Annotated in this window: 22 protein-coding genes; 13 read left to right on the forward strand and 9 right to left on the reverse strand. The window is 61.9% G+C overall.

What is annotated here, in order from left to right:
* The first annotated feature begins 3 nt into the window (after positions 1 to 3).
* Both AC1DYW_RS17710 and AC1DYW_RS17715 read left to right on the forward strand, forming a co-directional pair.
* Positions 4 to 795, forward strand: a complete 792-nt coding sequence (locus AC1DYW_RS17710; protein WP_477227098.1) for an ATP12 family chaperone protein — start codon at positions 4 to 6, stop codon at positions 793 to 795.
* A 192-nt stretch (positions 796 to 987) separates the two neighbouring features.
* Positions 988 to 2877 carry an MFS transporter gene (locus AC1DYW_RS17715; protein ID WP_477227540.1) on the forward strand — a complete coding sequence of 630 codons (1890 nt, stop codon included), beginning with the start codon at positions 988 to 990 and terminating at the stop codon, positions 2875 to 2877.
* A gap of 76 nt (positions 2878 to 2953) precedes the next feature.
* Here the strand turns inward: AC1DYW_RS17715 and AC1DYW_RS17720 are convergent, their stop codons facing one another.
* Complete coding sequence (locus AC1DYW_RS17720) at positions 2954 to 3151, reverse strand: DUF2735 domain-containing protein (RefSeq protein WP_457155357.1); 198 nt, start codon at positions 3149 to 3151, stop codon at positions 2954 to 2956.
* Positions 3152 to 3467: 316 nt separating this feature from the next.
* Here AC1DYW_RS17720 and AC1DYW_RS17725 point away from each other — a divergent pair, with 316 nt between their 5' ends.
* Positions 3468 to 4508: a glutamine synthetase beta-grasp domain-containing protein gene (locus tag AC1DYW_RS17725; RefSeq protein WP_477227099.1), complete on the forward strand. Its 1041-nt coding sequence runs from the start codon at positions 3468 to 3470 to the stop codon at positions 4506 to 4508.
* 691 nt (positions 4509 to 5199) lie between these two features.
* On the opposite strand, the gene glnA is transcribed toward AC1DYW_RS17725, so the two are convergent.
* Together glnA and AC1DYW_RS17735 are read right to left on the reverse strand one after the other, a co-directional pair.
* Entirely contained in the window at positions 5200 to 6609 is a 1410-nt protein-coding gene (gene glnA, locus AC1DYW_RS17730; RefSeq protein ID WP_095091650.1) for a type I glutamate--ammonia ligase, read from the reverse strand.
* A 66-nt stretch (positions 6610 to 6675) separates the two neighbouring features.
* Positions 6676 to 7014, reverse strand: coding sequence for a P-II family nitrogen regulator (locus AC1DYW_RS17735; RefSeq protein WP_006205430.1), 339 nt, complete (start codon positions 7012 to 7014; stop codon positions 6676 to 6678).
* Positions 7015 to 7371: 357 nt separating this feature from the next.
* Here AC1DYW_RS17735 and AC1DYW_RS17740 point away from each other — a divergent pair, with 357 nt between their 5' ends.
* Together AC1DYW_RS17740 and AC1DYW_RS17745 are read left to right on the forward strand one after the other, a co-directional pair.
* Positions 7372 to 8904: an NAD(P)H-hydrate dehydratase gene (locus tag AC1DYW_RS17740; protein WP_477227100.1), complete on the forward strand. Its 1533-nt coding sequence runs from the start codon at positions 7372 to 7374 to the stop codon at positions 8902 to 8904.
* Positions 8901 to 10904, forward strand: a complete 2004-nt coding sequence (locus tag AC1DYW_RS17745; RefSeq protein WP_477227101.1) for a hypothetical protein — start codon at positions 8901 to 8903, stop codon at positions 10902 to 10904. Before AC1DYW_RS17740 ends, AC1DYW_RS17745 begins: the two co-directional genes overlap by 4 nt.
* A gap of 29 nt (positions 10905 to 10933) precedes the next feature.
* Here the strand turns inward: AC1DYW_RS17745 and AC1DYW_RS17750 are convergent, their stop codons facing one another.
* Both AC1DYW_RS17750 and AC1DYW_RS17755 read right to left on the reverse strand, forming a co-directional pair.
* Positions 10934 to 12004, reverse strand: coding sequence for a M48 family metallopeptidase (locus AC1DYW_RS17750; RefSeq protein WP_477227102.1), 1071 nt, complete (start codon positions 12002 to 12004; stop codon positions 10934 to 10936).
* Between the two features lie 7 nt (positions 12005 to 12011).
* Positions 12012 to 13544: an acyl-CoA carboxylase subunit beta gene (locus AC1DYW_RS17755; RefSeq protein WP_095091646.1), complete on the reverse strand. Its 1533-nt coding sequence runs from the start codon at positions 13542 to 13544 to the stop codon at positions 12012 to 12014.
* A gap of 409 nt (positions 13545 to 13953) precedes the next feature.
* On the opposite strand from AC1DYW_RS17755, the gene AC1DYW_RS17760 reads away from it, so the two are divergent.
* Positions 13954 to 15375, forward strand: coding sequence for a DEAD/DEAH box helicase (locus AC1DYW_RS17760; RefSeq protein WP_457153882.1), 1422 nt, complete (start codon positions 13954 to 13956; stop codon positions 15373 to 15375).
* 106 nt (positions 15376 to 15481) lie between these two features.
* On the opposite strand, the gene AC1DYW_RS17765 is transcribed toward AC1DYW_RS17760, so the two are convergent.
* Positions 15482 to 16456, reverse strand: a complete 975-nt coding sequence (locus AC1DYW_RS17765; protein ID WP_457153881.1) for an alpha/beta hydrolase — start codon at positions 16454 to 16456, stop codon at positions 15482 to 15484.
* 96 nt (positions 16457 to 16552) lie between these two features.
* Entirely contained in the window at positions 16553 to 17374 is an 822-nt protein-coding gene (locus AC1DYW_RS17770; protein ID WP_095091643.1) for an SDR family oxidoreductase, read from the reverse strand.
* 227 nt (positions 17375 to 17601) lie between these two features.
* Between AC1DYW_RS17770 and AC1DYW_RS17775 the strand changes: the two genes are divergently transcribed.
* The 6 genes from AC1DYW_RS17775 to AC1DYW_RS17800 all read left to right on the forward strand — a co-directional run bounded on the left by AC1DYW_RS17775 (position 17602) and on the right by AC1DYW_RS17800 (position 21726).
* Positions 17602 to 18636: a cysteine synthase A gene (locus AC1DYW_RS17775; RefSeq protein WP_457153867.1), complete on the forward strand. Its 1035-nt coding sequence runs from the start codon at positions 17602 to 17604 to the stop codon at positions 18634 to 18636.
* Positions 18636 to 19379, forward strand: a complete 744-nt coding sequence (locus AC1DYW_RS17780) for an alanyl-tRNA editing protein (RefSeq protein ID WP_457153866.1) — start codon at positions 18636 to 18638, stop codon at positions 19377 to 19379. Before AC1DYW_RS17775 ends, AC1DYW_RS17780 begins: the two co-directional genes overlap by 1 nt.
* A gap of 142 nt (positions 19380 to 19521) precedes the next feature.
* Entirely contained in the window at positions 19522 to 20373 is an 852-nt protein-coding gene (gene sseA / locus AC1DYW_RS17785; RefSeq protein WP_457153865.1) for a 3-mercaptopyruvate sulfurtransferase, read from the forward strand.
* Between the two features lie 5 nt (positions 20374 to 20378).
* On the forward strand, positions 20379 to 20942 hold the full coding sequence (locus AC1DYW_RS17790; RefSeq protein WP_095091816.1) for a GNAT family N-acetyltransferase: 564 nt from the start codon (positions 20379 to 20381) through the stop codon (positions 20940 to 20942).
* 101 nt (positions 20943 to 21043) lie between these two features.
* On the forward strand, positions 21044 to 21511 hold the full coding sequence (locus tag AC1DYW_RS17795) for a DUF1203 domain-containing protein (protein WP_457153864.1): 468 nt from the start codon (positions 21044 to 21046) through the stop codon (positions 21509 to 21511).
* A gap of 62 nt (positions 21512 to 21573) precedes the next feature.
* On the forward strand, positions 21574 to 21726 hold the full coding sequence (locus AC1DYW_RS17800; RefSeq protein WP_457153863.1) for a hypothetical protein: 153 nt from the start codon (positions 21574 to 21576) through the stop codon (positions 21724 to 21726).
* Positions 21727 to 21747: 21 nt separating this feature from the next.
* Here AC1DYW_RS17800 and ald read toward each other — a convergent pair whose 3' ends face one another.
* Positions 21748 to 22863: an alanine dehydrogenase gene (gene ald, locus AC1DYW_RS17805; RefSeq protein WP_095091638.1), complete on the reverse strand. Its 1116-nt coding sequence runs from the start codon at positions 22861 to 22863 to the stop codon at positions 21748 to 21750.
* Between the two features lie 156 nt (positions 22864 to 23019).
* Here ald and AC1DYW_RS17810 point away from each other — a divergent pair, with 156 nt between their 5' ends.
* Positions 23020 to 23493 (forward strand): Lrp/AsnC family transcriptional regulator, encoded by a 474-nt coding sequence (locus AC1DYW_RS17810; protein ID WP_010909317.1) that lies wholly within the window; start codon positions 23020 to 23022, stop codon positions 23491 to 23493.
* On the opposite strand, the gene AC1DYW_RS17815 is transcribed toward AC1DYW_RS17810, so the two are convergent.
* Complete coding sequence (locus AC1DYW_RS17815; RefSeq protein ID WP_143748960.1) at positions 23490 to 23903, reverse strand: hypothetical protein; 414 nt, start codon at positions 23901 to 23903, stop codon at positions 23490 to 23492. The two genes, AC1DYW_RS17810 and AC1DYW_RS17815, sit on opposite strands and share 4 nt — an antisense overlap.
* Positions 23904 to 23978: the final 75 nt, after the last annotated feature.

Raw genomic sequence — 23978 nt, forward strand, 5'->3', positions numbered from 1 at the left:
TCAATGCGTGATATCCTCAACGATTTCGAAGCGGGCAAGCAGCTTTCCGATCCGGATCCGGTGCGCCGTGCCCAGATCCAGATGAAGACGCCTTTGCCGAAGCGTTTCTACAAGACCGTCGCGGTGGCGCCGGTGGAAGACGGCTTTGCCGTGCATCTCGACGGCAAGCCGGTGCGCACGCCGGGCAAGGCGCTGCTGGCGCTGCCGACCGAGGCGGCGGCTGCACTCGTCGCCGACGAGTTTGCAGCGCAGAGCGAAACCATCAACCCGGTGACGATGCCGGTGATGCGCCTCGTCAACACTGCTATCGACGGCGTCGCCAGCGATCCGCAGGCGGTGCTGGAAGACATTCTGCGCTTCGCTTCGTCCGATCTGCTCTGCTACCGCGCCGATGCGCCGCAAGGCTTGGTGGAGCGGCAGAACGAACATTGGGACCCGGTCCTTGATTGGGTGCGCGGCAGCCTCGGGGCTCGCTTCAATCTCGCCGAAGGCATCATCCATGTCGAGCAGCCGCGTGAGACGATCGCCGTGCTGGGAAGTCATCTTGCCCAGCGTGCCGAACCGCTGCGGCTCGCTGCCATCCATGTGATGACCTCGCTGACCGGTTCGGCGCTGCTGGCGCTGGCTGTCGATTTCGGCGAACTCGACGCCGAGGCGGCCTGGGCGGCCGGCCATGTCGACGAGGACTGGCAGATCGAGCATTGGGGACAGGACGCCGAAGCAGTCGCGCGCCGCTCGGCCCGCAAGCGCGACATGATGGCCGCCGCCGGGCTATTGGAAGCGCTCAAGGGCTGACGGCTCCGCCGCTGGCTCCGCTTCATCCCGCAGCGCACCTAATACCAAAGTCATAATCCCAAAGACGCCCTGACGTTGGCGCACGCTTTCTGTCATTTTTTCCGTGATCGCAGTGCATGAGTCCATGTTCGGAGGAGAACGCGGACAATGAGGCACAGCATCGAGGACAAGGTCTCACGGGAGGACAATTCTATGGCAATGGCATCGACTGCCGGCGGAGCAAGCCGCGGCATGACGCGGGAGGAAAAGAAGGTCATCTTCGCTTCCTCGCTGGGCACCGTTTTCGAATGGTATGATTTCTATCTCTACGGCTCGCTCGCGGTGTTCATTGGTTCGACCTTCTTCAGTCCAACCATTCCGGAAGCGACGCGTAACATCTTCGCGCTGCTGGCGTTCGCCGCCGGCTTCCTGGTACGACCGTTCGGCGCGCTGCTGTTCGGCCGCATCGGCGACCTTGTCGGCCGCAAGTATACGTTCCTTGTCACCATGACGATCATGGGCCTTTCGACCTTCCTGGTCGGCCTGCTGCCTGGATATGCGACTTTGGGCATCGCGGCTCCCGTGATCCTGATTGTCCTGCGCATGCTGCAAGGCCTGGCGCTGGGCGGCGAATATGGCGGCGCGGCCACCTATGTCGCCGAGCATGCACCCGACAACCGGCGCGGCTACTACACCTCGTGGATCCAGACGACGGCGACGCTCGGCCTGTTCCTGTCGCTGGTCGTCATCCTGATTGTCCAGGGTTCGATGAGCAAGGAAACCTACGCCTCATGGGGCTGGCGCATTCCGTTCATTGTCTCCTTCCTGCTGCTCGGCATCTCGATCTGGATCCGGCTTTCGCTCTCAGAATCGCCGACCTTCCAGCGTATGAAGGATGAGGGCAAGGGCTCCAAGGCCCCGCTTTCGGAAGCGTTTGGTCAATGGAAGAATGCCCGGATCGCGCTGCTGGCGCTGCTCGGCCTCACCGCCGGTCAGGCCGTGGTCTGGTACAATGGCCAGTTCTACGCGCTGTTCTTCCTGCAGAACGTGCTCAAGGTCGACGCGCAGTCGGTCAACATCATGATCGCCATAGCGCTCGCCCTCGGCTCGATCTTCTTCGTCGTCTTCGGCTGGCTCTCCGACAAGATCGGGCGCAAGCCGATCATCATGGCGGGCCTTGCCTTGGCGATCGTCTGCACCTTCCCGCTGTTCAAGGCATTGACCTGGGCCGCCAATCCGGCGCTCGCCACGGCCCAGCAGAACACACGTGCTACGGTGACGGCGGCACCCGGCGACTGCAAGTTCCAGTTCAATCCGGTCGGCACGGCGAAGTTCACGACGTCTTGTGACATCGCGACCTCGTTCCTGACCAAGAACTCGGTTCCCTATGACGTGGTGTCGACGGCCGCGGCCGGGACGGCCGCGTCGGTCAAGATCGGCAACGAGACGGTGGAATCCTACGATGCCATCGCCGCTGGCGATCAGGCGAAAGCCAAGGACGCCGCCTTCATCAAAGCCGTCAACATGTCGCTGCGGGACGGCGGCTATCCGCTGAAGCGCGCGGCGATCAAGATCCCGGACCAGAAGCTTGACGCGTTTGTCGCCGCCAACCCGGAACTGAAGCTCGATGCGGCCGCCATTCGCGCCGGCGAGAAGGCGACGGTCCCGACCGATCAGGCGATCAAGGACAAGCTGCTGACCGCCGACGAGGCCGCGGGTGCGCCCGAGGTCACCGTCTACAATATACCGGGCGGCGGCGCTTTCGCCATGTTCGCCGATCCGGCGGGAATCAACTGGCCGATGACGATCGGCATCCTGTTCATCCTGGTCCTGTTCGTGACCATGGTCTACGGCCCGATTGCCGCGATCCTGGTCGAGATGTTCCCGACCCGCATCCGCTACACCGGCATGTCGTTGCCCTATCACATTGGCAATGGCTGGTTCGGTGGCCTGCTGCCGGCGACGGTGTTCGCACTCAGTGCCTACAGGGGCGATATCTACTTTGGTCTGTGGTACCCGGTGGTGATCGCCGCGATGTCGCTGGTCATCGGCATGATCTTCGTCAGGGACACGCTGGGAACCGATCTGAACACCAAGCAGTAACGACTGCTCGGTAGTCAACGAAAACCCGGCGCGAGCGATCGCGCCGGGTTTTTCAATGATAGTCATGCGATGGGGCTTAGCTTTGACGGTCCTGCTTCGCGTCCTCTATCGCCGCATCGTGATACCAGCCGTCGCCGAAATCCGCCCGAACACCGCGCAGTGAGGCAAGCTCTGCCGCAAACTTAGCCTTGCCGCTCAAATTTGAGGCAGAGACGCGCGCTGCCGCCGGGAACATCAGAATTTTTGCCGACGGACGCGTGGAAATGATTTCCATTGTCGGGCTCCTTTCTTATGCCGAACCTTGTCGATTCAACCTACCTCGAAGATAAGGTCTGCAATCAAGTTAGGCAATATGCCTATGAAAAGATCAGTATTTGCCTATTATTTGTGCGAATTGCGATTGTGATTGATCTCGACGCATTGCTTAGGCGGCTTGCCAACTTCAATCGAATGCGGCGTCAATTTTGCCGCACCCTGCAGCTCAAGAGTGGCACACGAATTGCATTTTAGTGATCCGGCAGGCCGGCTGCTGGTGGCAGACGCATGTCGACGCCGTCCAGTGTTCGGTGATCAAGCAACGAGAGGCTAGAATGACGAAATACAAGCTCGAGTACATTTGGCTCGATGGATACACCCCGGTCCCCAACCTTCGCGGCAAGACGCAGGTCAAGGAATACGCCGAATTCCCGACGCTCGAGCAGCTTCCGCTGTGGGGCTTTGACGGTTCGTCGACACAGCAGGCCGAAGGCCACAGCTCCGATTGCGTGCTGAAGCCGGTCGCTGTCTATCCGGATCCGGCCCGCAGCAACGGCGTGCTTGTCATGTGCGAAGTCATGATGCCTGACGGCGTCACGCCGCATGCCTCCAACAAGCGCGCCACCATTCTCGACGACGAGGGCGCCTGGTTCGGTTTCGAGCAGGAGTATTTCTTCTACAAGGACGGCCGTCCGCTGGGCTTCCCGGAAAGCGGCTATCCGGCACCGCAGGGCCCGTACTACACCGGCGTCGGCTATTCCAATGTCGGCTCCGTCGCGCGCCAGATCGTCGAAGAGCATCTCGATCTCTGCCTTGCAGCCGGCATCAACCACGAAGGCATCAACGCCGAAGTGGCCAAGGGCCAGTGGGAATTCCAGATTTTCGGCAAGGGCTCCAAGAAGGCCGCCGACCAGATGTGGATGGCCCGCTATTTGATGCAGCGCCTGACCGAGAAATACGGCATCGACATCGAATACCATTGCAAGCCGCTCGGCGACACCGACTGGAACGGCTCGGGCATGCACGCCAACTTCTCGACCGCCTATATGCGCGAAGTCGGCGGCAAGGCTTATTTCGAAGCGCTAATGGCGGCCTTCGACAAGAACCTGATGGATCACATCGCCGTCTATGGCCCGGACAACGACAAGCGCCTGACTGGCAAGCATGAGACCGCGCCGTGGAACAGGTTCAGCTATGGCATCGCCGATCGTGGTGCTTCGATCCGCGTCCCGCATTCCTTCATCAAGAACGACTACAAGGGCTATCTGGAAGATCGCCGTCCGAATTCCCAGGGCGACCCCTACCAGATCGCCTCGCAGATTCTGAAGACGATCGCCTCGGTGCCGGCGAGCGCTGAGGTTTCGGCAGCCGCATAGTCATTCGAATCGGGACTTCACGTCCATGCCGTGACAGTCTGAGATTCATCCAAGTCCATCCAAGAACCCCGGCGAAAGCTGGGGTTCTTTTTTGCCGTTGCCCGGCGGATCGGGCCTCGGGCAAAACATACCCAGAAAAAGTCAGGCAATGCAGGCGGTCGCGAATCCGGTCGAGCCCTTGGCTGCCACTGTTCCAGTTTCCGGCGGCAGCCCGCCAGAAAGCCCGGAAAACTGGCATTTTGAGCACTATCCGTGACCTCGCACCCTTCCATAACCATCTGTTCATGTTGCGGAATCGGCTGTCCGCAGCCGGTTTGGCGGCGTTGACAGATCGCAGTGCAGCATGCGTATTCGAAGCGCTTGGGGTTACGTCACGCGATGCTGTTCGGACGGGCGGGGTTTACTTGAACGGCAGCATAGGCGTGGGCGCCGGACGAGCGGTCACTGTAGCCTGAGGCAGTGCGCCGCTCGCTCCTGGCTTTCATGTTCACCATCGACCGAACTGTTTCTGCCAGCCCATGAAACGCGGGCTCAGCAACCCAGGCATTCACACACGCCGAAAAGCTCAATGGCAAAGGTGCGTCCATCGCGATGGGCGCGGACCTGTCGGTACAGGCGGGGCCCACCGGAGCGCAGCAAAAAGCCCTTGAAAGAGGGAACTCTTTCAAGGGCTTGAATAGTATATCGAATCTTAGACCGAGTAGTACATGTCGTACTCGACTGGATGCGGGGTCATTTCGAAGCGCATCACCTCGGCCATCTTCAGCTCGATGTAGCTGTCGATCTGATCGTCGTCGAAGACGCCGCCGGCTTTCAGGAAGCCGCGATCCTTGTCGAGGCTCTGCAGTGCTTCGCGCAGCGAACCGCAGACGGTCGGGATCTTCTTCAGCTCCTTCGGCGGCAGGTCGTAGAGATCCTTGTCCATCGGCTGGCCGGGATGGATCTTGTTCTTGATGCCGTCGAGACCGGCCATCAGCATGGCGGCGAAAGCGAGGTAGGGGTTCGCGCCCGGATCGGGGAAGCGGACCTCGACGCGCTTGGACTTGGGCGATGAGCCGAACGGGATGCGGCAGGATGCCGAGCGGTTGCGCGCCGAATAGGCGAGCAGCACAGGCGCTTCGTAGCCCGGCACCAGACGCTTGTAGGAGTTGGTCAGCGGGTTGGTGAACGCGTTGATCGCCTTGGCATGCTTGATGATGCCGCCGATGTAGAACAGGCAGCTTTCCGACAGGCCGGCATATTCATTGCCGGCGAAGGTCGGCTTGCCGTTCTTCCAGATCGACTGGTGGACGTGCATGCCCGAACCATTGTCGCCGAAGATCGGCTTCGGCATGAACGTCGCCGTCTTGCCGTAGGCGTTGGCGACCTGGTGCACGACATACTTGTAGATCAGCATCTTGTCGGCGTTGCGCACGAGCGTATCGAACTTGATGCCGAGTTCGTGCTGGGCGGCCGCCACCTCGTGGTGGTGCTTTTCGACCCGCACGCCCATTTCGGCGAGCACAGTCAGCATTTCCGAGCGCATATCCTGCGCGGAATCGATCGGCGGCACCGGGAAATAGCCGCCCTTGATGCGCGGACGGTGGCCGAGATTGCCGGTCTCGTAGTCGGTGTCGTCGTTCGAGGGCAGTTCGGTGGAATCAAGCTTGAAGCCGGTGTTGTAAGGGTCGGCCTTGTATTTCACATCGTCGAAGACGAAGAATTCGGCTTCGGGGCCGACGAAGATCTGGTCGCCGATGCCTTCCGACTTCATGTAGGCCTCGGCCTTCTTGGCCGTGCCACGCGGATCGCGGTTGTAGGATTCACCCGAAACCGGATCGAGGATGTCGCACAGGATGACCATGGTCGACTGCGCGAAGAACGGGTCCATGTGGACCGTGTCCGCATCGGGCATCAGCACCATGTCGGACTCGTTGATGGCCTTCCAGCCGGCAATCGAGGAGCCGTCGAACATGACGCCATCAGCGAACATGTCTTCCTCGACCTCGATGACATCCATCGTCACGTGTTGCAGCTTGCCCTTCGGATCGGTGAAGCGCAGGTCGACGAATTTCACGTCGTTGTCCTTGATCTGCTTCATGATGTCTTTGGCTGTCGTCATGTCATGTATCCCTGTTTGATGACGTTTTTTGATGATGACGGTTTTTCAGGCGGATGGCGGGTCGGATCAGACCGCGTCCATGCCGGTTTCGCCAGTGCGGATTCGCACGACTTCCTCGATGTTGGAGACGAAGATCTTGCCGTCGCCGATACGGCCTGTCTGGGCCGCCTTGCGGATGGCTTCGATCGCGCCTTCGACCGCGTCGTCGCCAAGCACGACCTCGATCTTCACCTTGGGCAGAAAATCGACGACATATTCGGCGCCGCGATAGAGTTCGGTATGGCCTTTCTGGCGCCCGAAGCCTTTGGCCTCGGTGACGGTGATGCCTTGCAGTCCGGCCTCCTGAAGCGCTTCCTTCACTTCGTCCAGCTTGAATGGCTTGATGATCGCTTCGATCTTTTTCATGTAAAAAGTGGCCTCCACTGCCAAAAAAACGGGTTGTGAACCCCCGCTTGCGCCTCCATCAAGCACGAACTGTGCCAATTGGACGGATTTGAAGCGGTCTCATACGATTTCAAAGCCGCGCCGCGCCGGGAAGCAAATTAGCGTCATTCACTGCATCAGGTGCGCCATGGGCCGCTGGAGCCACGATGGAGCCAGCAAGTTCGACCGCACAATAATTAGGCATATCGCCTATTCAGCGGGCAGTTTTGTGCCTGCGGCGCCTCATTCCAACGATATGGCCGCAAATTTCGCCACTCCCCTTTGTTTGCTTCGGATCGAAAATTGGACAATGCTTGATCGAACGCGGATCGGCAATCCATGAGCAACGAACTTCTTTCCCCGGCCGAAATGAGCGAGGCCGATCGGCTGGCGATTGCCGCCGGTCCGCTCGATGGCTTCGGGCTGATGCGCCGTGCCGGCGAAGCGGTCGCGGCCGTGATCCTGGCGCGTTATCCCGCAGCGACGCGTGTCCATGTGCTGTGCGGCCCCGGCAACAATGGCGGCGATGGCTATGTCGTTGCCCGGTCGCTGGCCGGCAGCGGCGTCAGCACGACGATCTGGGCGAGCGGCACGCCGAGGCCGCAAAGCGATGCGGCGCTCGCCGCCGCGCAATGCCCGGTCAAGCCTCGGCCAATTTCGGATTTTGCCGCCGAGGCCGGCTCGATCGTCGTCGACGCGCTTTACGGGGCAGGGCTGTCCAAGCCGCTGGCGGGCGATGCCGCGAATGCCGTCGACACTGCAACAGCTCTGCGCCTGCCTGTGGTCGCGGTCGACCTGCCTTCGGGTGTCTCAGGAGCGAGCGGCGGAATATTGGGCAGGGCGTTTCACGCCGAGGTCACCGTCACCTTCGCGCGGCAAAAGCCCGGCCACCTGCTGCTCCCGGGACGAGAGCAATGTGGTGAAATCGTGCTCGCTGATATCGGCATAGGTGACGGCATCGTCGCCCAACTCGCCGTGTCGACTTTTGAGAATGTGCCGGACCTGTGGTCGCGGGAATTTCCCGTGCCAGCGGTGGACACGCACAAATACAAGCGCGGCCATGTCGGCGTCTTTTCCGGCGGTCCGAGCGCCACCGGCGCGGCGCGGCTGTCGGCACTAGCCGCCGCGAGAAGCGGGGCAGGGGCGGTCACCGTGCTGTCGCCGGCCAATGCCATGCAGGTGAACGCTGCGCATCTCACCTCGATCATGCTGCGCAAGGCCGATGACAGCGTCGACATCGACTCGTTCATCGGCGAACGCCGGCCGTCGGCTTTTGTCCTCGGGCCCGGTTTCGGCATTGGCGAAAAGACGCGGCAATTTGCACTCGCGCTGCTCAGCCCTGCCCAGCCTAGCGGCACGTCAACCCGGATTGACGGCCTCGTGTTCGATGCCGACGCGATCACCTCTTTTCGTGAGGCGCCGGACGTCCTGTTCGAAGCTTCTCGCCAACCGGGCGCGCCGGCCCTGGTGATGACCCCGCACGAAGGGGAGTTCGCCAGGCTGTTTCCCGATATCGCCGATGACGTTGCGTCCTCCAAGCTCGACAAGGCCCGCGCAGCCGCCGTGCGTGCCAATGCCGTCATCGTCTACAAGGGCGCCGACACCGTCATCGCCGCTCCTGACGGCAGGGCGGCGATCAACGCCAACGGCGCGCCGTGGCTGGCCACCGCAGGATCGGGCGACGTGCTGTCAGGCGTCATCGCCGGGCTGCTGGCGCAAGGCATGCCCGCCTTCGAAGCGGCCTGCGCCGCGGTGTGGATTCATGCTGAAGCCGGCAGCCGGTTCGGACCGGGGCTGATCGCCGAGGATCTGCCGCCGGCGCTGGTGCCGGTGCTGCGCGACCTTGTCGAAGCACGTTCGGCCGCTCGATGAGCCGCGCCCTGGCTCTGCTGCTCGCCACCCTCCTTGCTGTCTTCGTGGCGTCGGCAGCGCGCGCCGAAGGTCCTGTGACGATCGTCGATGATCCGGCGGTACTCGCCGCACTTGATGCCAAGGGCTACGGCTTTGCCGATATTTTTGGCGCGGCGGGCGCGGGCGACCTGAAAGCTCTCTACGACAAGGCGCCGGCCTATCACGCTGTCGTCGACACTGTGGCGGCCGATGTCGCCGCGCTGCGCGCCGACATGAAGGCCGGCGGGCGGCCGCTCTACGAGGTCACCGACGGCAATGTCGGCCGCATCATGGACATGCGCTGGCTGAAGACCGATGCCGCGCGCTTCCGGCTGGTCGGCGTCGTCAACCGGCTCGACCGTCGCGACTTCGCGGCCCTGCTGGGTGACAAGAGCTGCGGCGAGGTGCGTTTCATCTACCGCCTTGCCTACAGTTTTCGCAAAAATGGCAAGCTGTTGGCGTCGCGTCTGCCGTTCAATTTCAACGCCGTCTACAGCGCGGCGCCCGATGCCGACGGCGGCTGTGTCGGCGTTGCCGGACGCTGGACGCCACAGCTTGACGAGACCGTCGATGCTGGCTGGCTGACTGGCGGTCCGCTGGAGAAAGCCGGGCTGACCTTCAAGCAGCTGGAACTCAACGCCCAGGTGGTGCGCTTTCCCTCTGGCCAGGAAACCGAGTTCGGCGGCCAGGCCGCCTATCTCATGCGGATATTCGGCATCGATGGCGGCTCCGTCAGCGAGAAGCCGCTGGAGAACACGCCTGACTCCGCACGGCTTTCGCAAGACGCGGCCCTGAAAGCAAGGCTCGCCGCCTATGTCAGCGCCAATCTGCCGGCCGTCGACGAAGGCGTCTACGAAATCCCCGACGAATTCCTGGCCAGGAAGGTCATCTCGTGGTCGACCTTCGGCAGCGCGCGGCAGGCCAACCACCCGTTCACGCCACTGCTTAAGCCCGGGGAATTCGCATCGCTCGACTATTCCGGGCTCAAACTGCTGCGCACACCGGAAGCTCTCATCGAACGGCTGGACAATGGCGCCTGCCAGGGTTGCCATCAGGCTGGTTCCACCGCCGGTTTCCATTTCATCGGCCTCGACGACAAGACGACCTCGCCGCTCAACCGCATCGAGGTCGGCATTTCGCCGCATCTTCACGCCGAGATACCGCGCCGCCAGGCCTGGCTGCGCGCCATGGCGCAAGGCAAGGAGCCGAACCGCTTCCGCCCGCTCTCCATTGCACCACCGGCTGCCTGGACGGACGCCGGCGCGATCGACTACGCGCCGGCTGAGATGGCAATGCCGTGCCTGATGCCGGACGATGCCGCACGCTTCGGCAAGACCTGGCAGTGCGGCGGCGGCACCATCTGCACGCCGCTGGCCAGCGCTTCGGGTGTGCGGACGAAGCTGGCGCAATGCCTGCTGCCCAAGGACAGTCCCGACATGTTTTCCGGCCATCCCTGCCTGACCGGATCGATCGCCAGCAACGCAACGCAGCCTTTCAACGATCGCTTCAAAATATCAGGCCAGTTCGCGGCCTTTGCGCAGGATGTCTCGCGCACTGGCTACACCTGCCGTCCGCCGAAGATCGGCGTGCCTGGCGGCATCGCTTATCGCGGCTGCGACGACAAGGACCGCGCCTTCGCGGGCTTCAAATCCGGCAAGCCGATGCCGAACGAGATCTGCGGGCTGGTCGGCGGCAAGAAATTCGACATCTGCGTGGCCACCAACAATTTCGACCAATGCCTTGGCGGCGCCGTCAACCGCGGCAACCGGCCGGCCTGTTCGGCCGATCATTTCTGCCGCGAGGACTATATGTGCCAATCGCTGCCGCCCGATACCCCTGGCATCGGCAAGATCAAGGGTATCGGCTTCTGCTCGCCGACCTATTTCATCTTCCAGATGCGCATCGACAACCACGCGACGCCCTGGGGCAGTTCCGTCCGTGCCACCATGGGGGCAGGATTTGGCGCGGCGGAAGAGGAGTAGCCGCTCCCAGAAACAATCCGGGTGGCTACCTATCGATCAAGATGGTCGGCGACCTTCGATGTCCATTCACCATCGAAATGATGAACGCGCTCGGTAACAACTTCATTGCTCAAAAGGCTGGAAAGGGCTGAAACCAAAACCGGCTCCATCGCAGGGACCGAGCTGTATCCGAGCGCAGCCAGACGTTCGGACCATGGCGGATGATCGGCACTTTCGTTGTCTGGGGCATCCCAGGCCTTTTGAGCATACTCTTGCAGGATGGAGTGGCTCGTCAGTTCCTTGGCTGCCCTCAAAACTCTATCGAGCGGTGGAGGAGGTGGAACCATCGTGCCAAGCAATTCACGCTTGAGTGGATCATAAACCCGATGCTCGAAGAACGCGTCGGCTGCGCCGATCAGCAGCAGTGCACGCGCTGCCTGGTATGCATCGCCGGACGTCGCTGCATGACGATCGGCATCGATCTCCGCCCGTCGTGACAACCGTATTCCTTCGCGTTCCATGGCGGATGACAGTGGACTGAGCAACCAGTAAAACAAACTGCCGGAAACGGTCCTCCCCGGAGGGGCGTAGTCGAAGATCAAGTCGAAGCTTTTGTCGAGTTCGGCAAGATTGAGTCCGCCGTTTGTATCTCTGTTTCTCAGATGCGCGTCCTCATGGGCCAAGATCGCCGCAAACGCCTTGTCGTCGGTCACCGCAAGCAACGGAATACCGACCGTCAAGATCACCCGACGACCAAGCAGGCCGAGAAACGGACGCTCTTCCCCTATACTGGCGTTGAGGTTGTCGCTCAGCACAATCGTTGTTCGACCGGCACGATATTTGCCAGCAACACCTTCCCACACAGCCCATAATTTGGGGGCCGAATGCTGGGAGATGCCTTGTACCTGGCTGGACCGAAAGCCGGCGAACAATGCTCCGATCAACAGAACAAAAGCCAGCATTGCGGCCGGTATGGCGACAACACCGCCTGCGACAACCGCGAGCGGATTTCGGTCAAGCAACAACAGCCACAGCAGCACAGGGCAGAAAAGCGGTAGGGCAAAAAGCAGGATGGCAAACCTGCCGAAGCTCGTTCCCATAGAAAGGACCAGACGCGACATCAGCGCCTCACAGCGGGATGTTGTCGTGCTTCTTCCAGGGGTTTTGCATGTCCTTGTTGCGCAGCATCCGGAGCGCGCGCGCGATGCGGCGACGGGTCGAGTGCGGCATGATCACCTCATCGACATAGCCGCGCTCGGCGGCGACGAAGGGCGACAGGAAGCGATCTTCGTAAGCCTTTGTATGGGCTGCGATCTTTTCTGCATCACCGATGTCCTTGCGGTAGATGATCTCGACCGCGCCCCTGGCGCCCATCACGGCGATCTGCGCCGTCGGCCAGGCATAGTTCATGTCGCCGCGCAGATGCTTTGACGCCATCACGTCATAGGCGCCGCCATACGCCTTGCGGGTGATGACGGTGATCTTCGGCACGGTGGCCTCGGCATAAGCGAACAGGAGTTTCGCCCCATGCTTGATCAGCCCGCCATATTCCTGCGCCGTGCCGGGCAGGAAGCCCGGAACATCGACGAAGGTGACGATCGGGATTGAGAAGCAATCGCAGAAGCGCACGAAACGCGCCGCCTTGCGGCTGGCGTCTGAATCGAGCACGCCGGCCAGCACCATCGGCTGGTTGGCGACGAAGCCGACGGTGCGGCCCTCGACCCGTCCGAACCCGGTGACGATGTTCTTGGCGAAATTCTGCTGGATCTCGAAGAAGTCGCCTTCGTCGGCAACTTTAAGGATCAACTCCTTGATGTCGTACGGCTTGTTGGCGTTGTCGGGAATCAGCCGGTCGAGCGACTGATCATGGTCGGTCACCGACTGATAGCATTCGATCTCCGGAAGCTCCGATGTGTTGGAGGCGGGCAGCAGGTCGACCAGCCGGCGCATCTGCAGCAGCGCCTCGACGTCATTGTCATAGGCGCCGTCGGCGATCGAGGATTTCGTCGTGTGCACCGAGGCACCGCCAAGGCTCTCGGCGGTCACCGTCTCGTTGGTGACGGTCTTCACCACATCCGGTCCGGTGACGAACATGTAGGAGGTGTCGCGCACCATGAAGATGAAGTCGGTCATCGCCGGCGAATAGACGTCGCCGCCGGCGCAGGGGCCCATGATCAGCGAAATCTGCGGAATGACACCGGAGGCGAGCACGTTGCGCTGAAAGATCTCGGCATAGCCGCCCAGTGCGGCCACGCCTTCCTGGATACGCGCTCCGCCGGCATCGTAGAGGCCGATGATCGGCGCGCGGTTGCGCAGCGCCATCTCCTGCACCTTGATGACCTTTTCGGCATGCGCTTCCGACAGCGAACCGCCAAACACGGTGAAGTCCTTGGCGAAGAGATAGACCGGGCGGCCGTTGACGGTGCCCCAGCCGGTGACCACACCGTCGCCGGCGATCTTGGTCTTCTCCATGCCGAAATCGGTCGAGCGGTGTTCGACATACATGTCGAACTCCTCGAACGAGCCCTCGTCGAGAAACACCTCGATGCGTTCGCGCGCGGTGAGTTTGCCCTTCTTGTGCTGTGCATCGATGCGGGCCTGGCCGCCGCCCATGCGGGCGATGTCACGGCGGCGCTCGAGTTCTTTCAGCACGTCCTTCATCGGTTACCTCCCAAGCCAGCGGCATTTCGTGGTAATCGTGCGGGCGGGCGAGCGCAAGGACCGCTTGCGCCGTGGTTTTGTTGCGCTGCAGCATGACGGCCCTTGCATTTGACCGCGAACTGGGCCATATGCGGCGACATAGGCGCTTGGGCCGGGAACAATCCGGCCTTCTCGACAAATGAGACTGGTTGCGTCTGTTTTCCCTCTTTCCGGTATATCGGCCCCTCTTTCCGGTAAATCACAAAGTGGCGAAAAAGCCCCGTGGCATGATGCCTGCGGGCACGACAGCGCAGCCGAGTGGACGAAACCGTCCGCCCGCCTTGTCGTTCCATGACAATTTATCCGACGGCAGGTTGCGCCCTGCCGCCATTGATGTTTGCGGCCAGAGGCCGCGTGAAAGAAGAATATTTTGACCAACGAAAACACTTTGCTTGCTGATAAAACTGGGGAACTCTCCGGTTTCGCAGCACTGGGAATTACGGGTGCGCTGCTCAAGGCGACCCATGCCGCCGGCTTTACCGATCCGAAGCCGATCCAGGCGCAGGCGATCCCGCCGCAGATGGAAGGCCGTGACATTTTCGGCATCGCCCAGACTGGTTCCGGCAAGACGGCTGCCTTCGCGCTGCCCATCCTGTCGAAGATCATCGCTCTCGGCACCAAGCGCCGGCCGAAGACGGCGCGTGCGCTGATCCTGGCGCCGACGCGCGAACTTGCCGTGCAGATCGAGGACACCATCAAGATCCTCGCCAAGGGCGCGCATGTCTCGACCGCACTTGTGCTGGGTGGCGTCTCGCGCTTCAGCCAGGTGAAGAAGGTCGCGCCCGGCGTCGACATCCTGATCGCAACGCCCGGTCGCCTGACCGATCTGGTGCGCGAAGGCGACCTCATGCTTGCCGACACCAAGTGGCTGGTGCTGGACGAGGGCGACCGCATGCTCGACATGGGCTTCATCAACGACGTCAAGCGCATCGCCAAGGCGACCGCGCCCGACCGTCAGACGGTGCTGTTCTCCGCGACGATGCCCAATGAAATCGCCGACCTGGCCAAGGGTCTGCTGAAGAACCCGATCCGCGTCGAAGTCGCGCCGCAAAGCACCGCGGCCGCCGAGATCGTGCAGGGCGTCGTCTTTGCCCGCACCAAGCAGAAGCGCCAGGTGCTGTCGACGATGCTCGCCGACGAGGCGATGAAGTCCGTCATCATCTTTTCGCGCACCAAGCACGGTGCCGACAGGGTGACCAAGGACCTCGAGCGCGACGGCTTCAAGGCCGCCGTCATCCACGGCAACAAGTCGCAGAACGCCCGTCAGAAGGCGCTGAACGATTTCCGTGAGGGCTCGGTGCGCATTCTGGTGGCGACCGACATTGCGGCGCGCGGCATCGATGTGCCCGGCATCAGCCATGTCGTGAATTTCGACCTGCCGGACGAAGCCGAAAGCTATGTCCATCGCATCGGCCGGACCGGCCGCAACGGCATGGACGGCATTGCCATCACGCTTTGCGATCCTTCGGAGAACAGCAAGCTGCGTCAGGTCGAGCGCATCATCCGCACCAAGCTGCCGATCGTTGCCGACCATCTCGGCAGCCCTGATCCGCTGCGCAATCCGGCTGAAAAGAACGAGCGCTTCGAGCCCGCCAATGACCGCAACGACCGCAATGGTCGTCGTGACGGCAGGCGGCCGGGTGGTGAGAACAAGGGCAACGGCTTCGGCAAGAAGCGCTTCGGCGACAAGCCGGCCTTCGCTGGCGAGCGTAAGCCGGAAGGCGCCAAGCCTTTCAAGGGCAACAACAAGCGCCGCTTCGGCGGCAAGCGTCCGGCGGCGCGGGCTGCGTAAGCCAGACCGCGTTGTAATCGGTCAAGCCTGGGCTGGCTGATTGCCGTGACTGACAAGGAAAGGGCGGCCGAAGCGATACTTCGGTCGCCCTTTTTTCGTCAGGAGCCTATTTGGCCACCGCCTCGACCCAGACGGCAATCCTTTGCGCGAGATAGGCCGTGGTCGAAGGCGACAGCGCGTCGCCGGCGATGACGTGGTGGTCGGGATCGCCAGTGTCGTCGACCGGCACTAGTTCATGCGGCGCGCCCCAGCGCCCGGCGATTTCGCGGGTGCGGTCCTCGCGCACCACCCTGTCGGAATCGGAAAAGATGAACAGGGCAGGGATGGTCGCCTTTTCCACCGGCGCTGCGTAGGCGAGCTCCGTCAGCGCCGCCATCGGCAGTGTCGCGGCCATCGGATATTTGTGCGTCCAGAATTTTTCGTGCAGGGCGTTACGGGTCGGAAAGCTGCGTTCCTTGCCGCCGACAAGCTCGGCAATCTGCTTGCCCCAGGGCATGGTCAGCAGTTCGGCGCCGGACGCCCTGACGCCGAAATTCGGCGAGATGAACGCGATCGCCGCCACCCCGTCCGATGCGCCCGGCTGCGTTGCAGCCCATGTCGCCAGCGAGCCGCCTGTCGAGGTCGAGATGACGATCACCTTGTCGCCAATCGCCCTGCCGATGGCGAGCGCCTCCTCATAGTCGTTGATCCAGGCATTGACGCTGCCTTGCGTCATCGCCGCGCCGTCCTGCCCGTGACCGGTAAGGCGGGTGTAGAACAGATTGGCGTCGAGCTGGTCGGCCACCTCGTCCGACAGCGGGCGGACCTCGCCCTTCGATGCGGAAAAGCCGTGGATATAGACAATCGACAGCGGCGTCCTGGCATGCACCATCGGATTGGCCCAGACGATCTCTTTCTCCAGCCCGTCACGGATTCCGGGTATGGCGCCCTCTGTCTTCGCCACATAGGCCTGCGGATCGTCGCCGATGACCGAGGGATCGAAACGGATCGTGGTGTCGACGGGTACGCGCGGGCCAAGCACGAAAGCCAGTGCGAGGACAACGACAAGGCCAAGCACAGCAAGCACGATCCGTCGCCCCATCGCAGACTCCAAAGAACAATTTCTCAACCTATGGCGGCGGTCACTATCGGGCAACGCCATGCCCCGGAGAGGGAGCCTGCCAATCTCGATGGCGTTCTATTCGCTTTGGGGCTTCCGGTCGTAGTGCAGCGGCCGCGCCTTCCAGTTGGTCATCAGGCCGATCACCCCTCTGCACAGCGGCCTCGGCAGCAGGCTGAGCACTTTCAGGGGCCAGCTCAGCCGGCGCGGGAAGGTGACTTCGAAGCCGCCGGACTTGATGCCCCGCGCCATGCGGCGCGTCGCGCGGCTGACTGGCATCAGCCCCGGCATCGGCAGCATGTTCTTCTCTGTAAGAGCGGTGTCGATGAAGCCCGGGTTGATCACCTGGACACGCACATTCATCTTGTCGAAGTCGTATTTCAGCGACTCGGCCAGGATGTTGATCGCCGCCTTGGTGCCGCCATAGGCGGCCGTGGTCGGCCAGCCGAAATAGGCGGTGACCGAGCCGACCAGCACGACATGGCCGCGTGCCCGCACACGCATGCGCTGGATGACCGGCACCAGGCCGTTGATGATGCCGAAATAGTTGACATCGAAGGACCGGCGAAAGTCGTTGACGACAAGATTCTCACCCGGCGTCGAAATGTAGTTCCCGGCATTGAAGACGGCGAGCACGATAGGCCCGAGTTCCTTCTCGATCGTGGCGACCGTCCTTGCCATGCGCGGCTCGTCGGTGACATCACAGGGAAAGGCCGTGACACTGCCCGGCATCTGCGCGGTCTCGACGACAAGCGTGTCGATCGGATCGTCGTCGAGCGCCGTCACCGCGACGGTATAGCCTTGGGCCGCAAGATCCCTGGCCAGCGAACGGCCAATGCCGCTGCTGCCGCCCGTGATCCAGGCGACGCCGTGCTTCGGATTGGCCCGATAGAGTGTCATGCTGCGCCCTGTCGACTTGCTCGTACCTTGCTCTAGCGATGAAGAAATCGAATGAAAAGAGTGCTTTCATCACAGTGAGGAAATGAACTGTGGCGCATGAAGGCGATATTGAGAAGCGTTGGCCGCGATAACAATGCCGCAAATGCGACTGGTCCAGACAAATTCTTGCCTTGAAACCGAAGCTTCGGGTTTCTACGGTTTCGGCACAGCTGCACAAGGAATCCTGAATGCCCCGTTCTGTGATCGACGCGATCGGCAACACGCCTCTGATCCGCCTCAACAAAGCGTCTGAACAAACCGGCTGCGAGATCCTGGGCAAGGCCGAGTTCATGAATCCAGGCCAGTCGGTCAAGGATCGCGCCGGCCTGTTCATCATCCGCGACGCCGAGCAGCGCGGGCTGCTGAGGCCCGGCGGTGTGATCGTCGAGGGAACGGCCGGCAACACCGGTATCGGGCTGACGCTGGTCGCCAAGGCGCTGGGATACCGCACGGTCATCGTCATTCCAGACACACAGAGCCAGGAAAAGAAGGACACCATCAGACTGCTCGGCGCCGAGCTGATCGAGGTGCCCGCGGTACCTTACAAGAATCCCAACAATTACGTGAAATTGTCGGGGCGGCTGGCCGAGCAGATGGCGCGGACGGAGCCGAACGGCGCCATCTGGGCCAACCAGTTCGACAATGTCGCCAACCGTGACGGCCATATCCGCACCACCGCGGAGGAAATCTGGAACCAGACCGGCGGCAAGGTCGACGGTTTTGTCTCGGCGGTCGGTTCGGGTGGAACGCTGGCCGGCGTCGCCTTCGGATTGAGGGCCAGGCGCAAGGACGTCAAGATCGCGCTGGCCGATCCGCTGGGAGCCGCGCTCTACAGTTTCTACACCAGCGGTGAGTTGAAGTCCGATGGCAGCTCGATCACCGAAGGCATCGGGCAGGGGCGCATCACCGCCAATCTCGATGGCTTCACGCCGGATTTTTCGTTCCAGATCCCGGACGAAGATGCGCTGCCGATTGTCTTCGACCTGATCCAGGAAGAAGGACTGTGCGTCGGCGGTTCGACCGGCATCAACATTGCCGGCGCGATCCGGCTGGCGCGCGAACTGGGCCCCGGCCACACCATCGTGACTGTTCTTTGCGACTATGGCACGCGCTATCAATCGAAGCTGTTCAACCCGGAATTCCTGCGCGAGAAGAACCTGCCGATACCGGGCTGGATGGAGCAGCGGAGCACGATTTCTGTGCCGTTCGAAAAGGTCGCGTGATGGCGCACAGGACCGAAGCGCTGTTTCGCGACGACGCCTATCTGCGGACAGCGGACGCCACAATCATTGCCGTCAACGATCGCGGCGGCATCATTTTCGACAGGACGATCTTCTACGCCACATCGGGCGGCCAGCCGGGCGATATCGGTCATCTGGAGCGCGCCGACGGCAGCCGCATCGCCATCGCCGCCACCATTACGGGCGAGACCAAGGACGAGATCATCCATGTCCCGGCGTTGGAGCAGAGGGTTCCCGAGGTCGGTGAACGCTTGAGCCTGGCGATCGACTGGGAGCGCCGGCATCTTTTGATGCGCATGCACGCGGCCTGCCACCTGCTCACTGTGGTCTGCCCGTTCCCGATCACCGGTGCGTCCGTTTCCGAGGATGACAGCCGCGTCGATTTCGATATTCCCGACGCCAGCTTCACCAGGGAAGACGTAACGGCGAGCCTGATGGATCTGGTGCGGGCCGATCACCCGATCTTCACCAGGCTGATCAGCGACGAGGAGCTGGCCGCCAACCCGGGCCTGGTGAAATCCAAGAACGTCCGGCCGCCTGTTGGCACCGGTAAGATCCGCCTGGTCTGCATCGGTGATAACGCTTCGGTCGATAGCCAGCCCTGCGGCGGCACCCATGTCAAAAGCACTGGTGAGGTCGGCGAAATCCATATCGGCAAGATCGAGAAGAAGGGCCGTGAAAACAGACGCTTCCGCATCCGCTTCGGCACGATGCCGGCGACCTGATGCATGTCGCCCAAGAAAGTGGCCTCGATGTTGGGTCAACGACTTGCATGAGAACAAAGACTTAAAGCGCGTCGCTTGAATCCGCTTCAACGCGACGCACTTTAATCGGACAATCACCGCCAAACGGCGAGCAGGAGAAAAAATGGCCGAGGACAGTCCTTTCACCGTCGACGCGGATTGGCTGCAGCAGCGCCTCGGCGAGCCGGGCCTGACGATCATCGACGCATCCTGGTATCTGCCGGCGCAAAAGCGCGATGCGCGCGGCGAATACGGCGCGGCCCACATTCCGGGCGCACGATTTCTGGATCAGGACGCGGTTTCGGACCCGGATTCGCCGCTGCCGCATACGCTGCCGTCACCGCAGCATTTTGCCCAGTATGTCGGATCGATGGGCGTTTCGGCCGACGACACCATCATCATCTATGATGGTCCGGGCTTCTTCTCGGCGCCTCGGGCGTGGTGGATGTTCCGAGTGATGGGCGTCTTCCAGACCTATATTCTGGACGGCGGCTTCGATGGCTGGAAAGCGGCCGGCCGGCCGGTGACGGCCGAACCGACCAGGATCGCGCCAAGTGTGTTTCATGCCGATTTCGACGCCGGTCGCGTTGCCAGCCTCGCCGACATGCGCCGGATCGTCGATACCGGGGAAAGCCAGATCGCCGACGCCCGTGGACCGGGCCGCTTTGCCGGCACGGAGCCAGAACCGCGCGCCGGTATCCGCTCCGGCCATATGCCTGGCGCGCGCAATCTGCCCTACTCGGCGCTGTCGGAAAATGGCAAGCTCTTGTCGAAGGACCGCTTGCGCAAGGTGATCGAGGCGGCCGGCATCGATCTGTCGAAACCCGTCATCACCTCGTGTGGTTCCGGCATTACAGCCGCGGTGGCGACGCTGGCGCTGGAAACGCTTGGCCATACCGACAACAGACTTTACGACGGCTCATGGACGGAGTGGGGTGGGCTCTCCGACACGCCGGTCGTGACCGGCAAGGAATGAAGACGATGGAAAACGGTGCGCTGGAAGACATCGATGTCACGGTCACGTTCCTCGAAATGCATGTGCCTCCAGCCTATTCGCCGCCGGTGCCCTACAACCGTCAGGTCGCCCTGCTGAAGACCAAGGACATTCCCCTGCATTTCTACCGCTATTTGATGGATAGGGTGGGACGCAAATGGCACTGGGTCAACGTGCTGAGGCTGGATGACGAGGAGCTTTCGGCCGGCATCCACCGCGAGGACCGCGACATCAGAGTGCTCTACCTCGACGGCGCGCCGGCCGGCTTCTTCGACCTCAAGCCGCATCTGCCGGAAGAAGTCGAGCTCGCCTATTTCGGCATGATGGAACATGCGACCGGGCAAGGCATCGGCCGCTGGTTCCTGGGGGCGGCGATCGCAGCAGCGTGGTCGTACGGGCCGAAGCGGGTGACAGTGCAGACCTGCACACTCGATCATCCGGCGGCTTTGCCGCTCTACCAGAAGCTCGGCTTTGCGCCGGTGGCGCAAAAGAAGGAAATCGTGCATCCGCTGCCTTTCGGAGAACGCTCGGCCAGCGTCATGAGGCCGTGACATCAGCCAAAAATCCGAAGCATCCGCCACTGCGCAGGAATCGGGTGGGAAGCGTCAACTTGAGGGCATAATTTCCGGTGGACTACACCGGAGATCCCACCATGACCATTCAGTTCAAAGCGCTGCCGACCGAAAATGTCAGGGCATTGCAGCACGGCGGCTCGGATGCCTACGGCCAAACGCCCGAACGAAAGATTTCCGACGGCGATGGCATGCCTTGTCGGCACTGTCTGAGGAACATCGCCGCTGGCGACGTTTACCTCGTTCTGGCCTATCGGCCATTCCCGGAGCTTCAGCCTTATGCCGAAACCGGGCCGATCTTCCTGCATGCCGAAGAATGCGACCGCGCCGCCGAGAGCGAGGTGCTACCTGAGATTCTCGAAAGCCCTGACTACATCGTGCGCGGCTACGGCAGGGATAATCGTATCGTCTACGGCAGCGGCGGTGTCATCCCGACCGGAAGAATTGCAGCGCGAGCCGAGGCCCTCTTCGAGCGCGACGATATCGCCTACGTTCATGTCCGCTCGGCACGCAACAATTGCTACCAGTGTCGCATCGAGCGCGTCTGAGGCATTGGAACGCTGGGCGAGGGCCTGTCGTACTCCCGTCGCACAATCGCGCTAGAAAGCCATTGTCGATCGATTTGCCGACCGCGGATGAACCGGCGGCAAATCTCGATATCGAGGAAGCGGGGCTTTGGCTCCGCTTTTTTGTTGCCCGGCCTCGCGCTCAAGAAAACCTTCGCGCCCAAGAAAAAACCCGCCGGCAAGAACCGGCGGGCTGACGGAGGAATTCTGAAGGAGAATCAGGCCGCGAGAACGGCTTTCGGCTCAACCAGTTCGTAGCCGAGCGCCTCGGCGACCGCGCGGTTGGTGATCTTGCCCTTGTGGACATTGAGGCCATTGCGCAGATGGTGGTCATCGACCAGCGCCTTCAGGCCCTTGTCGGCAAGCTGCAGGCCATAATGGAGCGTCGCGTTGTTGAGCGCGTGGGCCGACGTCACCGGTACCGCGCCGGGCATGTTGGCGACGCAGTAATGGATGACACCGTCGACCTCGTACGTCGGCTCGGCATGGGTAGTGGCGTGCGAGGTCTCGAAGCAGCCGCCCTGGTCGATGGCAACGTCGACCAGCACGGAACCCTTCTTCATGCCGGACAGCATTTCGCGCGTGACGAGCTTCGGCGCCGCGGCGCCGGGGATCAGCACCGCGCCGACGACGATGTCGGCCGAGAAGCACTCTTCCTCGAGCGCCTCGACGGTCGAGTAACGGGTGTGCACGCGGCCGGTGAAGAGGTCGTCGAGCTGGCGCAGGCGCGGGATCGAGCGATCGATGATGGTGACGTCAGCGCCAAGCCCCACCGCCATCCTGGCAGCATGCAGGCCGACGACGCCGCCGCCGAGCACAGTGACCTTGCCGGGCAGCACGCCGGGCACGCCGCCGAGCAGCACGCCGCGGCCGCCATTGGCCTTCTGCAGCGCCGTGGCGCCGGCCTGGATCGACAACCGACCGGCAACTTCCGACATCGGCGCCAGCAACGGCAGGCCGCCACGGTCGTCGGTGACGGTTTCGTAGGCGATTGCGGTGACACCGGAAGCGAGCAGGCCCTTGGTCTGCTCCGGGTCCGGAGCCAGGTGGAGATAGGTGTAGAGAATTTGGCCTTCGCGAAGCTGCGCCCATTCGTTGGGCTGCGGCTCCTTGACCTTGACGATCATGTCCGACTTGGCGAACACATCGGCAGCCGTCTTGGCGATTGTCGCACCGGCAGCGCGATAGGCATTGTCATCGGCGCCGATGCCGGCGCCGGCGCCGGTCTCGACCAGCACTTCATGGCCGTGGGCGACATATTCGCGGACGGAGCCGGGCGTGAGGCCGACGCGATATTCGTGGTTCTTGATTTCCTTGGGGCAGCCGACGCGCATTTTCTTCTCCTGATCCGGCCCTTTTGGGCTCGTTCCCTGTATAGGTGGAGTGAACCACAAATCGCTGCGCAGGTGTTTGCGAATGCGCTTGCGCCAACGGGCGGTTTTCGATAATCGTTGCGCAAAGTGGTGAGATATTCGCAGGATTCACGGAAAATGCCGCTCGACAGGATTGATATCGCCATTCTCGAGACTTTGCAGAAGGATGGCAGGATACCGAATGCTGCACTGGCCGAGAAGGTTGGCCTGTCGCAGTCGGCCTGTTCGCGCAGGCTCGACAATCTGGAGAAATCCGGAACCATCCGCGGCTACCATGCCCGGCTTTCCAATGCCGCCCTTGGCCATCAGATGACGGCGATCGTGCATATTTCGCTGTCAGGACAGTTCGAGAAGACGCTGTCGGATTTCGAGGCGGCAATCAAGCGCTGCCCGAATGTGCTGTCCTGCCACCTGATGTCGGGCGAATACGACTATATCCTGCGCATCGCGGCCAAGGATCTCGTCGACTACGAACGCATCCACAAGGAATGGCTGTCGGCGATGCCGCATGTGACCAAGATCAACTCGTCATTCGCCTTGCGTGAGATCGTCGACCGCACGGCGATGGGCATGAAGCCGGAAATGGCTTAACGCCAAAGGCATACCCGGACGTCCTTCCCAACATAGCATGCCCCTTCGCGGCGAAGGTCTTCCCAGCGTTCGTCACCGTGAGTTTCGGAAACGTCCGAGTTGCTATAGCCTTCCCAAAGATCACCGTCCTTGTAAACAACTGCCCAGTAGTCTTTGGACATTTCACCAGCCCCACTATGCGTATCAGGATAGTCGATACCTGCAAAAACTTGCCGAGGCCCCTGGATATTAAAATCGCCGCCCTTCTCGATTTGATAGTAGCATCTTCCGGATATGCGAGTCTGACCGTCAACAGTAAGCAGGCAGCGGCCCCATTTATAGCCGCTCGGTAAACGATGCTGTGGTTGCGCCTGCGAAGGCGAAACGGAAAACGCAATTGCAAGGGCAGCCGCTGTGGTTCGTCCGATCATCTTATCATCCGTTGTGACGCAGCCAATCCTAGGAGTTACCGGACACTGTTGGATCCGCCCGGAGCGCATGTCGAA

Source organism: Mesorhizobium sp. P2_D5 (assembly GCF_056404355.1).